A 12,822-nucleotide genomic window follows, 5' to 3' on the forward strand; every position below is an offset into this window, starting at 1 on the left:
TATGTACAGTGATCGTGTGAACACCTCGGAGCGTCTGATCGAGTCCACCCGGGAGCTGCTGTGGGAGCGCGGATACGTGGGCACCAGCCCCAAGGCGATCCTGGAGCGCGCGGACGCCGGGCAGGGCAGCATGTACCACCACTTCACGGGCAAGCCGGACCTCGCCCTGGCGGCGATCCGGCGCACCGCCGAGGAACTGCGGGCCACCGCCGAGGCCGTGCTGAACGGACCGGGCACGCCGTACGAGCGGATCGAGGCGTATCTCCTGCGTGAACGCGACGTGTTGCGCGGCTGCCCGGTCGGGCGCCTCACCATGGACCCGGACGTGATCGCGAGCGAGGAGCTGCGGGCTCCGGTGGCCGAGACGATCGCGCGGATCCGGGAGCTGATCGCGGAGATCGTCGAAACGGGCAAGCGGCAGGGGCAGTTCGCGCCGGAACTGGACGGGCAGGAGATCGCCGCCGCCGTCCTCGCGACCGTGCAGGGCGGCTATGTCCTGGCCCGCGCCTCCGGTTCGCCCGCCGCCTTCGACGCCGGCGTCCGAGGCCTGCTCGCCCTGCTCGCACCCCGAGTTTCCGGAAGGACCATCTGATGCACGCCATGCAGTACGAGGTGACACTCCCCGCCGACTACGACACCGCCGTGATCCGTGCCCGGGTCGAGCACGTCGGCCGCCGTCTGGACGACTGGGACGGCCTGGGTATCAAGGCGTACCTGCTGCGCGAACGCGGCCGGTACGGCTCGCCGGTCAACCAGTACGCGCCGTTCTACCTGTGGAACACCGTGGCGGGCATGAACCGTTTCCTGTGGGGCGGCGCCTTCCAGGGGCTGGTGGACGACTTCGGCAGGCCCGAGGTGCGGCAGTGGACCGGGCTCGCCCACGCCGAGGGCCGGGGCACGGACGCCGCGTTCGCCGTACGGCGCCGGGTGCCGGTGCCCGACCGGCGCGACCTGTCGGAGCTGATGGCGGAGGCGGTCGCCGCGACCGAGCGGCTGGCAGGTGCGGACGGTGCCGTCCTGGCGGCGGCGGCCGTGGACCCGCACCGCTGGGAACTGGTCCACTTCTCCCTCTGGGAGCACGACGCGCCGCAGGCCGAGGGTGACGTCTTCGAGGTGCTGCACCTGTCCGCGCCGGGCCGTGACCGGCTCCCCCGGGGCCGGCAGTGGTGAGCGCCGTCCGTACGGTGCTCGGTGACATCGACCCGGGTGAACTGGGCGTCACGGACGCGCACGACCACCTCTTCCTGCGCAGCCCCCGGCTGGCCGGAAAGGACCGGAGGACCGGGGTCAGGTGCGGACGGTGCGGCGCCGGAGGACCGGGCTCAGGTGCGGACGGTGCGGCGCCGGAGGACCAGGCTCAGGTGCGGACGGTGTGGCGCCGGAGGACCGGTTCGAGGTAGTCGACGTGCGGTCCGTCGAGCGCCGCGAGGCCGGTCGGCGGGTGGACCAGCTCGATGCGGTCGAACTCGGTATCGGTGCCGCGGGCGGACTCCTCGGCCCGCAACGCCTCGTACCGCTCACAGAGTTCACGAGCGGGGCGGGGCCGTGAAGAGGAGACCGACGTTGCCGTGGGCGCCCCGGGTGGTCAGCCAAGGAGTGAGGGCGGTCGCCAGGGTGTCCGAGCCGGTCTCCTCGGCCAGTTCCCGGGCGGCGTGCGCGCGCAGGCCGGCCAGGTCCAACTCACCTTTCCCTGCCGGGGGTTCGACGGTTCCGCCGGGTAGTTGCCAGCGACCGGGAGCGGCGGTGGACGGTGACATGCGGCCGACCAGCGGACGCCCGTCGTCGGACGGCTGGAGCACGGAGACGAACAGGGACGCGCAGGCGGGGGCGCCGGGTACCTCGCGCAGTGCGAGATACCGGTAGGTGGCCCTCGCCCAGGACAGCAGCAGTCCGCCGTCGCCGTCTGCGCACAGGCCGGTCAGTACCGCCGTCGGGCCGTCGAACAGGGCCGGGTTGCGCCGGACGGCCGCCTCCCAGACCCGGTCCATCGCCGCGCGCTGCCGGCGTGACAGTGCGGGGGCGGCCGTCTCCGCCAGCCGGACGCGGGTGGCCGGCAGGAGGTCCACGGCCGTGGGGGCCTTGCGCTCGGCCGTCATCGCAGGGCGGCCGGCGGGTCGTCCAGCACCGGCTGCCAGGCCAGCTCCGCGGCGCCGACCAGACTGTTGTGGTCGAGTGTGCAGGGCAGGATCGGCACGCCGCCGCTCTGTCCCCACAGACTGCGGTCGGCGACGACGGCGCGCAGTCGGCCGGGGTCGGCGTCCAGCAGGGTGCGGTGCAGTCCGCCGAGGATGATGCGGTCCGGGTTGAGGATGTTGACCAGTCCGGCGAGCCCGAGGCCGAGCCGGTCGATCAGGGCCTCGGCGGCCCTGCGGACGGCCGGGTCGGCGTACTGGGTGCGGAGCAGGTCGTTGGCCTGCTGGAGCAGGGACACCTCCGGACCGGGGTCCCGGCCGGCCTCGACGAGCAGCGCCAGCGGGTCGGCCTCGACGTCCAGGCAGCCCCGGCTGCCGCAGTGGCAGGGCCGCCCCTCGGGGTTCACGGTGAGGTGGCCGACCTCCAGGGCGAGGCCCGAACTGCCGGTGTGCAGGCGGCCGTCCAGGACCAGGGCACCGCCGACGCCCCGGTGTCCGGTGGCCACGCACAGCAGGTCCCGGGCGCCCCGGCCGGCGCCGTGCCGGTGTTCGGCGAGGGCGGCGAGGTTGACGTCGTTGGCCGCGAAGGCGGGGCCGGTGAGGCCGGCGGCGCGGACGCACTCGGCGAAGATCCGGCGGACCGGCGCGCCGACCGGCCAGGCCAGGTGCAGCGGGTTGAGGGCCAGGCCGTCGGGTTCGGCGACGGCGGACGGGACGGCGAGTCCGGCGCCGACGCAGCGGCGGCCGGTGGCGCGCAGCAGTTCCGCGCCCGCCTCGACCACCGAGCCGAGCACCTTCGCCGGGTCGGCGTCGACGGTCTCGCAGCCGGGGGCCGTCGCCACGATCCGGCCGCCGAGACCGACCAGTGCGGCCCGGAAGCCGTCGGCGTGCACCTGTGCGGCGAGGGCCACAGGTCCGTCCTCGGCGATCTCCAGCCGGTGCGAGGGGCGGCCCTGGGAACCGGCCGCTGCTGCCGGGCGGGCGTCCACCCGGATCAGGCCCAGCGCCTCCAGTTCGGCGGCGACGGCGCCGGCCGTGGCGCGGGTGACGCCGAGTTCGGCGGTGAGCACGGCCCTGGTCGGGGCCCGGCCGGTGTGCACCAGCTCCAGCGCGGGGCCGAGCGCGCCGCGTCCCCGGTCCAGCCGTGCCCTCGTGGGGGTCCTCTCCCCCGCCGTCCGGGGATCCGCCTTGCCGCTCATGAGGGCGAGTCTCCCATGATCCGCACCCGGGGGTGGCCGGTGCCGTGGGCTGCCGTGGCCTACAGCCCGCTCACGCGCAGGGTGATGTTCAGCCGGCCGGTGAGACCGAGCCAGGGCGGCGCGGTGTCCGGCTGGACGCGGGGTACGCCGTGGTAGGCGAGCCGGGAGGGGCCGCCGAAGACGAACAGGTCTCCGCTGCGCAGCTCCACGTCGGTGTACGGCCGCGTCCGGGTCTCGGCGTTGCCGAAGCGGAAGGCGCAGGTGTCGCCGAGGCTCAGCGAGACGACCGGGGCGTCGGCGCGTTCGTCGCCGTCGCGGTGCATGCCCATCCGGGCGTCGCCGTCGTAGAAGTTGATCAGCGCGATGTCGTACGGGCGGGACGGGACGGCGGCGGGCCCGAGCGTGTCGGTGACGGCGTGCCGGCCCAGCTCGTCGAGCCAGGCGGGGAAGGGTTTCACGGGCGCCAGGTCGCCGTCGACGGCGGTGCGCGCGTACGCGTAGGGGTACCAGTGCCAGCCGAGGCATACCTGGCGTGCGGTCATGGTGCCGCCGCCCGGGGTGTGGACGGTGCGCAGGCCGGCCGGGGGCCGCGCCCACTCACGGCAGGCGGCGACCAGGTCGCGCTGCCGCTCCTGGTCCAGCCAGTCCGGGGCGTGAACGGCGCCCGGCGCGATCTCCGCGCGCTCCCTGGGGAACAACTCCGCATCCATACGCTCCATACTGCCCCAGGCCCGCCCCACCACCTCTGATCTGCGGCTCCGCTAGCCTGGAGCGCGATGAGCGACCGTATGACGACACCGTGGGGCGAGGTCGAGCTGACCCGCTTCCCCGAGGATCCCCGCGACCGGCTGCGTGCCTGGGACGCCTCCGATGCCTATCTGCTGCGTCATCTGGCCGAGCAGCGGGTGCCGCTCACCGGGACGGTCGTGGTGGTCGGCGACCGCTGGGGCGCGCTGGTCACGGCGCTGGCCGAGCACGGGCCGACGCAGATCACCGACTCCTTCCTCAGCCAGGAGGCGACCCGGGCGAACCTGGCGCGGGCCGGCGTCGGACCCGGCACCGTGCAGCTCCTCACCACCCGGGACACGCCGCCCGAGCGGGTGGACGTGCTGCTCGTGCGGGTGCCCAAGAGTCTGGCCCTGCTGGAGGACCAGTTGCTGCGGCTGGCGCCCGCCGTGCACGCCGGGACGGTCGTCGTGGGCACCGGCATGGTGAAGGAGATCCACACCTCCACGCTCCGGTTGTTCGAGCGGATCATCGGCCCGACCCGCACCTCGCTCGCCGAGCAGAAGGCCCGGCTGATCTTCAGCACCCCCGACCCGGCACTGGAGCGGCCCGCCAACCCGTGGCCGTACCGGTATCCGCTCCCGGACGGCATCGGTGCCGCCTCGGGGCGCACGGTCGTCAACCACGCGGGCGTCTTCTGCGCCGACCGCCTGGACGTCGGCACCCGTTTCCTGCTCCGGCACCTGCCCGCGCCGGGTGCGGCACGGGTGGTGGACCTGGGGTGCGGCAACGGCGTAGTCGGTACGGCGGTGGCGCTGGCCGATCCGGCGGCCGAGGTGCTCTTCGTGGACGAGTCCTACCAGGCGGTGGCCTCGGCGGAGGCCACGTACCGGGCGAACGGGGTGCCGGGGCACGCCGAGTTCCGGGTCGGGGACGGGCTGGCCGGGGTCGCGGCGGGCAGCGTCGACCTGGTGCTGAACAACCCGCCCTTCCACTCGCACCAGGCGACGACCGACGCGACGGCCTGGCGGATGTTCACCGGGGCGAAGCGCGCGCTGCGCCCGGGTGGCGAGCTGTGGGTGATCGGAAACCGGCACCTGGGCTACCACGTGAAGCTGAAGCGGCTCTTCGGGAACAGCGAAGTGGTGGCCGGCAACCCGAAGTTCGTGGTGCTGCGGGCGGTCAGGGAGGGGTAGGACGGTGGGAGGCGGGGGCGGCGGAAGCCGAGGCCGGCTGCGCGGCGAAGTCCCCGGGAGCAGGGACCTCCGAACCTCCGGGACCCCCGCCTCCCCCTCTCCCCGCCGTGCGGTTATCCCGGCGCCCCGCCCAGCACGCCGATGATCCGGACGACCTCCTGGATCATCGCCTCCCGGCCCACGCTCAGGTACTTGCGGGAGTCGACGGCCTCCGGGTGGGCGGCCAGGAAGTCCCGGATCGCCCGGGTCATGGCGATGTTCAGGGCGGTGCCGACGTTGACCTTGGCGATGCCGCCGGTAACGGCCGCGACCAGTCCGTCGTCCGGCACGCCGGAGGAGCCGTGCAGGACGAGCGGGACGGTGAGCGCGGCCGAGAGGCGTTTGAGCAGGCCGTGGTCGAGAGCCGCGGTGCGGGTGGTCATGGCGTGCACGCTGCCGATGGCGACGGCGAGGGCGTCGACGCCGGTACGGGCGACGAAGTCGCGTGCCTGGTCGGGGTCGGTACGGGCGCCGGGCGCGTGCGCGTCCAGCGGGCGTCGGCCGTCCTTGCCGCCGACCTGCCCCAACTCGGCCTCGATCCAGAGACCTTGGGCGTGCGCCCAGTCGGCGGCGGCGCGGGTCGCGGCGAGGTTCTCGGCGTAGGGCAGCCGGGCCGCGTCGTACATGACGGAGCCGAAGCCGGCACCGGCGGCCTGCCGCAGCAGGTCGTCGCTCTGGACGTGGTCCAGGTGCAACGCGACGGGTACGGCGGCCCCTTCGGCGGCGGCGACGGCGGCGCGGGCCAGCGGGAGCAGCCGTCCGTAGCGGAACTTGACGGCGTTCTCGCTGACTTGGAGCACGACGGGGGTGCCGGCCGACTCGGCACCCGCGATGACGGCTTCGATGTGTTCCAGGGTGATGACGTTGAACGCGGCGACGGCCGAGCGGACTTGGGCCGCCCGGGTGACCAGCTCGCCGGTGGTCGCGAGGGGCACGTGAGGTGTCCTTCCGGTGCGCGGGGCGGCGGGCTCAGGGGGCGAGGATCACCGAGCGGGTGAGGTGACGGGGCTGGTCGGGGTCGAGGCCTCGGGCGGCGGCGACGGCGACGGCGAGCCGCTGGACGCGGACGAGTTCGGCGAGCGGGTCGAGCCGGCCCTCGATCCAGTGGGCGCCGGTGGCGGTGACCTGCGCGGCGAGTCCGTCGGGGGCCGCGCCGAGCATCCAGGTGGCGGTGCCCTCGGTGGTGACGCTGATCGGGCCGTGCCGGTACTCCATCGCCGGGTAGGCCTCGGTCCAGGACAGCGAGGCCTCGCGCATCTTCAGCCCGGCCTCGTTGGCGAGCCCGACCGTCCAGCCGCGTCCGAGGAAGGTGAACTGGGCGCAGCCGAGCAGCCCTTGAGGGAGAGCGGTGGCGAGGGCGGTGCGCGCGTCGGCCACGACGGCGTCGGTGTGCAGGCCGAGGTGGGCGCGCAGCAGGGTGAGGGCGGTGGTGGCGAACCGGGTCTGGACCACGGAGCGTTCGTCGGCGAAGTCCAGCACGACGAGGTCGTCGGCGGCGGACATGACGGGCGTCGCGGGGTCGGCGGTGACCGCCGTGGTGCGCGTACGCCCCTTCAACTCACCGAGTACTTCCAGTACTTCGGTGGTGGTGCCGGAGCGGGTGAGGGCTATCACCCGGTCGTACGACCGTCCCCGCGGGAACTCGGAGGCGGCGAAGGCGTCCGTCTCGCCCTGCCCGTCGCCCTCGCGCAGGGCGGCCACCGCCTGCGCCATGAAGTACGAGGTCCCGCACCCGACGACGGCGACCCGCTCCCCCGGCCGCGGCAGCGCCGCTCGGTGCCGTATCGCCTCCTCGGCGGCCCGTATCCAGCACTCCGGCTGGCTGTTCAGCTCGTCCTCGACATGGGTCATGCCCACACCCTCCCCTTGCTGATTGTTCCTGCAAGATATAGCGAGCTTTCGAGCACAATCAAGCATTCGTGCGCAGAGATGGGTGCGCTAGGGTCACCAGGAACGCGGATCACCACCGAGACGCGGAGAGGAACCGGGAAACGGAGGCCGCGGATGTCGCGGGACGCCCGCTGGAAGGCGCTGCTGGAACTGCTCGTGGAGCACGGCCGGCTGGAGGTCGAGGAGGCGGCGGCCGACCTGGGGGTCTCGGCGGCGACGATCCGCCGGGACTTCGACCAGCTCGCCGAGCAGCAGATGCTGGTGCGCACCCGGGGCGGCGCGGTCGTGCACGGGGTGTCGTACGAACTCCCGCTGCGCTACAAGACCGCCCGCCGCGCCTCCGAGAAGCAGCGGGTCGCCAAGGCGGTGGCGGATCTCGTCGCGCCGGGCGAGGCGGTGGGACTGACGGGCGGGACGACCACCACGGAGGTGGCCCGCGCCCTCGCCGTACGTGGCGACCTCTCCACCGGGGCGCCGGCGCTGACGGTGGTCACCAACGCCCTGAACATCGCCAACGAGCTGGCGGTGCGCCCCCAGTTCAAGATCGTGGTGACCGGCGGGGTGGCACGCCCCCAGTCCTACGAGCTGATCGGCCCGCTCGCGGACGGGGTGCTCGGCCAGATCACCCTGGACGTGGCGGTGCTCGGCGTGGTCGCCTTCGACGCCGGGCACGGGGCGGCGGCGCACGACGAGGCGGAGGCCGCGATCAACCGGCTGCTGTGCGAGCGCGCCGAGCGGGTGGTCGTCGCCGCCGACTCCAGCAAGCTGGGCCGGCGCGCGTTCGCCCGGATCTGCGGGGCCGACCTGGTCGACACGCTCGTGACGGACACGGCGGCGGACCAGGAGACGGTACGCGCCTTCGAGGAGGCGGGCGTCCAGGTACTGACGGTATGACCAGGCTCAGAAGGCCCCGAGGTCGACCTTCACGAACCCGGCGCCGCGCTGGTCGTTGCAGCCGTACGACGGCCGGTCCGCCGGGTCGGGCCACGCCTGCTGGGCCTGGAGCGCCACGCTCACCAGGGTCAGCAACAGGTCCACGTCACTCGCGGCGTCCAGCCGCAGGGTCACCCACTGCGAGCCGGGCACGATCCTGATCGCCCCCGAGCCCCTCAGGTCCTTGGCGAACCTGCGGACGGCCCGGTCGGTCAGCCGCAGGTCGACGTCCCGGTCCGAGTGGAAGTGGGCGATCTCGCCCTGCGCCGAACTCACCCCCTGCCCCAGTCCACAGCTCGGGACGGCCTGTCTCAGGTCCGGCCAGGTCGCCAGTTGCGCCAATGCGCGCGAGGCCAACGTCATGGGCCCATCATGGCGCGCTCACCTGCCCGCAACCAGCTCGTGAGCAAGGATTAACCGTCCGGTATCGGCCAACGTGCGGTGGGTCGTACAGGGGGGCGCTTGTCGAACGGGGTTTCCCGCGGGCACTTGTCCGTCTCCCCCGCCCCGGCCTACCCTGAGTTTGTGTCGCTGATAAACAAAACCCGATCGCACAGTGTCGTGCCGGGGCGAGGACAGGGTCTGGCCGGGCTGCGGGTGGCGATCACCGCGTTCTTCGCGCTGGACGGCTTCATCTTCGCCGGATGGGTCGTGCGGATTCCCGACATCAAGGAACAGACGCAGGCCTCCGCCGGGGCGCTCGGGATGGCTCTGCTCGGGGTGTCGGCCGGGGCCGTGCTCACGATGACGATGACCGGGCGGCTGTGCCGGCGCTACGGGAGTCACCTGGTGACCGTGGTGTGCATGGTGGTGCTCGCGCTGAGTGTCTCGTTGCCGCCGCTGACCCACTCGGCAGCGGCGCTGGGCACGGTGCTGCTGCTCTTCGGCGCTGCCTACGGTGGCGTGAACGTCGCTTTCAACAGTGCCGCCGTCGACCTCGTGGCCGCCCTGCGCAGGCCGGTCATGCCCAGTTTCCATGCCGCGTTCAGTCTGGGCGGGATGATCGGCGCCGGGTTCGGCGGCCTCGTCGCCGGGGTGCTGTCCCCGGCCCGGCATCTGTTCGGGCTCACGCTGGTCGGGCTGCTCGTCACGGCGGTCGCCGGGCGCACCCTGCTGCGGCACGAGCCGCCGGTGCCGGCCCGCCGGACCCCTTCGCCGCACGCGGACTCCGGTGCGGGTGAGGGCGGACGGGGGCTGGTCGTGGTCTTCGGGCTCGTCGCCCTGTGCACGGCGTACGGGGAGGGCGCCATGGCCGACTGGAGCGCGCTCCACCTCCAGCAGGACCTGGCCGCGTCCGCGGGCACGGCCGCCGCCGGGTACGCGTGTTTCGCGCTGGCCATGACCGTCGGCCGGCTGACCGGTGCGGCTCTGCTCGCCCGGTTCGGGCGGGCCCGTACGGTGATCGCCGGCGGTACGGTCGCCGCGGCCGGCATGCTGCTCGGCTCGCTCGCCCCGTCCGTGTGGGCGGCGCTGCTGGGTTTCGCCGTCACCGGGCTCGGACTCGCCAACCTGTTCCCGGTCGCCGTGGAGCGGGCCGGCGCGCTGGCCGGCCCGTCCGGTGTCGCCGTCGCCTCCACCCTGGGCTACGGCGGCATGCTGCTCGGCCCGCCCGCCATCGGCTTCATGGCCGACTGGTTCTCCCTGCCCGCCGCGCTGACCAGCGTGGCGGTACTGGCCGCCGTCGCCGCCGGCATCGGGGTGTCCACGCGGCGGGTCATGGGGAACTGACAGGGGCGGGTGGGTCAGAGGTCGCAGAGTCCTCTCGTGTAGTCGACCGTGGCCGTCTCCTTCGAGTGGGTCCACTGCGGGGTCAGCAGCTCCGTGTCGAGCTGCTTCGCGGCGGCCGGGCTCTCCACGATGTAGCCGAAGTCCTGGAGCCACGCCGGGTAGAGGTTCTTGGAGCCGATGTAGAAGGCGGAGCCGTCGACCGAGATCAGCTTGTGGTGCTGGGCGTAGGGGTGGCCGTCGGCCCACCGCGCGCTCGGCGCGGCGCGGAAGGACGCGAGCTGGAGGTTGCCGCAGAGGGCGCCGGTGGCACGGGCGTCGTCGCCGGTGAGGCGGGTGAGCCGGGCGCGGAGCACGTCGCTGATCTCGGAGAGCGACTTGATCTGCGAGTAGCCGCCGCTGCCGACGGCGCCGCGGTTGGCGGGGTCGCTGACGACGATGCGGACCTTGACCCCCGCGGCGAGCTTCGCGGCGAGGGCGTCGTAGACCCGGGTGTCGTAACGGGGCAGCGGCGGGCAGGTGGCGTTGAGGTCCTGCTGCGAGATCTCGATGTGGTCGGTCGCGCTCGAAATGAGCGAACGCAGCGCGCTCTCCTCGGGGTTGACCGTGTCGTAGTCACGGTCGCCGTTGGTGTTGTCGTGCAGACCGATCCCGCACCGGGTGTCGGACGTGGCCGGCAGGGCAGGTCGCCAGGTGGAGGCCGGGTCGGTGTCCTGGATGCCCACGCCCAGGCCGCCCACGGCGATCACCGGCACGTCCCCGGTGGCCGGGACGGCGCGGGGGTTGGTGTCGCGCTCCATGGCCGCCATGCAGTCGGCTCCGCCGGACGCGGCGTACCAGACGTAGGCGGGGTTGGCCTTGTTGTCGCAGGTCCACGCCCACAGCCGGTCCAGGTAGCGGCCGGCTGTGCCGGCGGCGGGGCCGGTGAGGGCGAGGTCGACGTCGGTGACGGGGTGGGCGGTGTCGAGGTAGTCGCCCTTCCAGTCGTTGATCCCGCCGGTCATCGCAGACGCCCCGTCGACGACCAGGAGTTTCGAGTGGTTCCAGGAGAAGGCGGTCTTCGACGTCGTCATCGAGGCGACGTTCAGCGTGACGTCGTCGGCCGCCGCGCCCAGCCTGCCGCGCAGGTCGTCCCGGTACTTCGAGGGCAGCACGTTCAGGTGGTAGACGGGCGCGGCGCCGACGAGGACCCGGACCTTGATCCGGTGTCCGGCGGCCACGGCGGAGCGCAGTCCCGTGGCGATGGCGTCCTGAAAGGCGCCGTCCGGGAACGGGGCGAGGGTGGAGATGTCGACGGTCCGGGTGGCTCGGGAGATGCTGTCGGTCATCCGGGCCAGCAGCTTGCGAGTGCCGGCCCGGTCCGTGCAGCTCGCGTCGCCCCAGCAGCCGGGCGTCTGGAGAAGCCAGCCGGCGGGGTCGCCGGGCGCGGAGTCGAGCCGGTTGCCGCTCGTCCGCTCCCACACCTCCCCGTCGAGTCCCGGGGAGACCTCCCGCAGGGTGCGTTCGACGGCGTCGAGGTGCGGGGTCGGCGTATCGGCGGCGGTGGCGGGCGCGGCGGGCAGGACGGCCAGGGCGAGCGCGGATATCAGGGTGGCACGGGCCGGACGGCCTAAACGAAGCGAAATGATCACCAGCAGAAGTTACCAGGCGGTACAAGCCGTTGACGTGCACCGTCTCACCAACGCCCCGTCCCTCCACGCACAGTTTGAGCCCACGGCACCGTGCGCGCGGCCCGTCCGGCACACTCACCGCATGGAGACTGCCGAGTTCTGTGAGGTGTTGGAGCGGGAGGGCCGGGCGCTGGCCGCTGCCGCCGCCGGGGCGGGTCCCTCGGCGAAGGTGCCGGGCTGTCCCGGCTGGCAGGTGCGTGATCTGCTGCGGCACACCGGCGTGGTGCACCGCTGGGCCGCCGGTTTCGTCGCCGACGCGCACACCGCGCCCCGGCCGATGGGCGATCCGCCGGACCTGGACGGTGCCGCGCTGGTGGACTGGTACCGGGACAGCCACCGGCTGCTGCTGGACACCCTGGCCGCCGCACCCGCCGACGTCGGGTGCTGGACGTTCCTGCCCTCGTCCGGCCCGTCGCCGCTCGCGTTCTGGGCCCGGCGGCAGGCGCACGAGACGACCGTGCACCGCTACGACGCGGAGGCCGCCCGGGGCGGCCCGGTGACCCCGGTCGCGCCGGACTTCGCGGCCGACGGCATCGACGAGTTGCTGTGCGGCTTCCATGCCCGCTCCAGGAGCCGGGTGCGCACCGCGGAGCCCCGCGTGCTACGGGTACGGGCCACCGACGCGGGCACGGGCGCCGTGTGGACCGTACGCCTGACGACCGGGCCGCCCGCCACGGTGCGGGGCGCGGTCGGGGAGGCCGACGCCGAACTGTACGGGACCGCCGAGGAGTTGTACCTGGCGTTGTGGAACCGCGCGGAGCCGCCCGGGGTGCTCGGGGACCGGTCGCTGGCCGAGCTGTGGCGGGAGGCGTCCGGCATCGGCTGACGCGCCGCCGGCCCGGATTCAGTCCGTCCCGTCCAGCATCCGTGCCAGGACCGCGCGCTGCACCGGCCGCACGTCGCCGTGCAGCGCGCGCCCCTTCGCGGTGAGCGCGACACGGACCCCGCGCCGGTCCTCGGGGCACATGGCCCGCCGTACGAGGCCGTCCTTCTCCAGCCGGCCGATCAGGCGGGACAGGGCGCTCTGACTGAGGTGGACCCGGTCGGAGATCTCCTGCACCCGGTAGGCGCAGCCACCGTCCGCGGCGCCCGCCTCGGCCAGCAGGTCGAGCACCTCGAAGTCGCTGGCGCACAGGCCGTGTCCGTGCAGCACCCGGTCCAGCTCGCACTGGGTGCGGGCGTGCCGCGCGAGGATGTCGCGCCACTGCTCCACTAGTGCCTGCTCGGCCCGGTCCGCCGCCATGAGCGCACCGTAGCAGAGAAACCGAATTTGCTGCATTCGCATTAAATGCGCCTACATCTACCGTTGCGG

15 protein-coding genes and 1 pseudogene are annotated in these 12,822 nt (G+C 73.5%); 7 read left to right on the top strand and 9 right to left on the bottom strand.

Translation table 11 applies throughout. From position 1 onward, the window contains the following. The first annotated feature begins 1 nt into the window (after nt 1). The 3 genes and pseudogenes from NX794_RS22045 to NX794_RS22055 form a co-directional block, all read left to right on the top strand. Nucleotides 2-592: a TetR/AcrR family transcriptional regulator gene (locus NX794_RS22045; protein ID WP_258780411.1), complete on the top strand. Its 591-nt coding sequence runs from the start codon at nt 2-4 to the stop codon at nt 590-592. Continuing rightward, nucleotides 592-1,170, top strand: a complete 579-nt coding sequence (locus NX794_RS22050; protein ID WP_258780412.1) for a DUF4865 family protein — start codon at nt 592-594, stop codon at nt 1,168-1,170. Before NX794_RS22045 ends, NX794_RS22050 begins: the two co-directional genes overlap by 1 nt. Further along, nucleotides 1,164-1,274, top strand: a pseudogene (locus NX794_RS22055) (phosphotriesterase family protein); the annotation flags it as partial. The gene NX794_RS22050 and the pseudogene NX794_RS22055, both read left to right, overlap by 7 nt. An 83-nt stretch (nt 1,275-1,357) precedes the next feature. On the opposite strand, the gene NX794_RS35925 reads toward NX794_RS22055, so the two are convergent. Genes NX794_RS35925 through NX794_RS22070 form a run of 4 tightly spaced genes read right to left on the bottom strand, consistent with a single transcriptional unit; the run spans nt 1,358 to nt 4,041 of the window. Beyond that, nucleotides 1,358-1,504: a hypothetical protein gene (locus NX794_RS35925; protein WP_309506014.1), complete on the bottom strand. Its 147-nt coding sequence runs from the start codon at nt 1,502-1,504 to the stop codon at nt 1,358-1,360. A gap of 22 nt (nt 1,505-1,526) precedes the next feature. Then, the gene (locus tag NX794_RS22060; protein ID WP_309506013.1) at nt 1,527-2,096 is read right to left on the bottom strand and encodes an NUDIX domain-containing protein; all 570 of its coding nucleotides are present in this window, start codon (nt 2,094-2,096) and stop codon (nt 1,527-1,529) included. Next, on the bottom strand, nt 2,093-3,331 hold the full coding sequence (locus tag NX794_RS22065; RefSeq protein WP_258780414.1) for an ROK family protein: 1,239 nt from the start codon (nt 3,329-3,331) through the stop codon (nt 2,093-2,095). The genes NX794_RS22060 and NX794_RS22065 overlap by 4 nt, the downstream gene beginning before the upstream one ends. Before the next feature lie 59 nt (nt 3,332-3,390). Beyond that, nucleotides 3,391-4,041 carry an alpha-ketoglutarate-dependent dioxygenase AlkB family protein gene (locus NX794_RS22070; protein WP_258780415.1) on the bottom strand — a complete coding sequence of 217 codons (651 nt, stop codon included), beginning with the start codon at nt 4,039-4,041 and terminating at the stop codon, nt 3,391-3,393. 78 nt (nt 4,042-4,119) lie between these two features. Here NX794_RS22070 and NX794_RS22075 point away from each other — a divergent pair, with 78 nt between their 5' ends. Continuing rightward, on the top strand, nt 4,120-5,253 hold the full coding sequence (locus NX794_RS22075; RefSeq protein ID WP_258780476.1) for a methyltransferase: 1,134 nt from the start codon (nt 4,120-4,122) through the stop codon (nt 5,251-5,253). Nucleotides 5,254-5,366: 113 nt separating this feature from the next. On the opposite strand, the gene NX794_RS22080 is transcribed toward NX794_RS22075, so the two are convergent. Together NX794_RS22080 and NX794_RS22085 are read right to left on the bottom strand one after the other, a co-directional pair. Beyond that, nucleotides 5,367-6,227, bottom strand: coding sequence for a class II fructose-bisphosphate aldolase (locus NX794_RS22080; RefSeq protein ID WP_258780417.1), 861 nt, complete (start codon nt 6,225-6,227; stop codon nt 5,367-5,369). A 34-nt stretch (nt 6,228-6,261) separates the two neighbouring features. Then, entirely contained in the window at nt 6,262-7,143 is an 882-nt protein-coding gene (locus NX794_RS22085; RefSeq protein ID WP_258780419.1) for an SIS domain-containing protein, read from the bottom strand. 153 nt (nt 7,144-7,296) lie between these two features. On the opposite strand from NX794_RS22085, the gene NX794_RS22090 reads away from it, so the two are divergent. Beyond that, complete coding sequence (locus NX794_RS22090) at nt 7,297-8,076, top strand: DeoR/GlpR family DNA-binding transcription regulator (RefSeq protein WP_258780420.1); 780 nt, start codon at nt 7,297-7,299, stop codon at nt 8,074-8,076. Between the two features lie 6 nt (nt 8,077-8,082). Here the strand turns inward: NX794_RS22090 and NX794_RS22095 are convergent, their stop codons facing one another. Then, complete coding sequence (locus NX794_RS22095) at nt 8,083-8,478, bottom strand: luciferase domain-containing protein (RefSeq protein ID WP_258780421.1); 396 nt, start codon at nt 8,476-8,478, stop codon at nt 8,083-8,085. A gap of 198 nt (nt 8,479-8,676) precedes the next feature. Here NX794_RS22095 and NX794_RS22100 point away from each other — a divergent pair, with 198 nt between their 5' ends. After that, on the top strand, nt 8,677-9,843 hold the full coding sequence (locus NX794_RS22100) for an MFS transporter (protein WP_258780423.1): 1,167 nt from the start codon (nt 8,677-8,679) through the stop codon (nt 9,841-9,843). Nucleotides 9,844-9,857: 14 nt separating this feature from the next. Here NX794_RS22100 and NX794_RS22105 read toward each other — a convergent pair whose 3' ends face one another. After that, nucleotides 9,858-11,471, bottom strand: a complete 1,614-nt coding sequence (locus NX794_RS22105) for a phospholipase D-like domain-containing protein (protein WP_258780425.1) — start codon at nt 11,469-11,471, stop codon at nt 9,858-9,860. Nucleotides 11,472-11,592: 121 nt separating this feature from the next. Between NX794_RS22105 and NX794_RS22110 the strand changes: the two genes are divergently transcribed. Beyond that, nucleotides 11,593-12,336, top strand: a complete 744-nt coding sequence (locus NX794_RS22110; RefSeq protein WP_258780426.1) for a maleylpyruvate isomerase family mycothiol-dependent enzyme — start codon at nt 11,593-11,595, stop codon at nt 12,334-12,336. A gap of 18 nt (nt 12,337-12,354) precedes the next feature. Here the strand turns inward: NX794_RS22110 and NX794_RS22115 are convergent, their stop codons facing one another. Further along, nucleotides 12,355-12,753: a MarR family winged helix-turn-helix transcriptional regulator gene (locus NX794_RS22115; RefSeq protein WP_258780427.1), complete on the bottom strand. Its 399-nt coding sequence runs from the start codon at nt 12,751-12,753 to the stop codon at nt 12,355-12,357. Nucleotides 12,754-12,822 lie beyond the last annotated feature (69 nt).

Source organism: Streptomyces pyxinicus, assembly GCF_024753135.1.
Lineage (GTDB): Bacteria > Actinomycetota > Actinomycetes > Streptomycetales > Streptomycetaceae > Streptomyces > Streptomyces pyxinicus.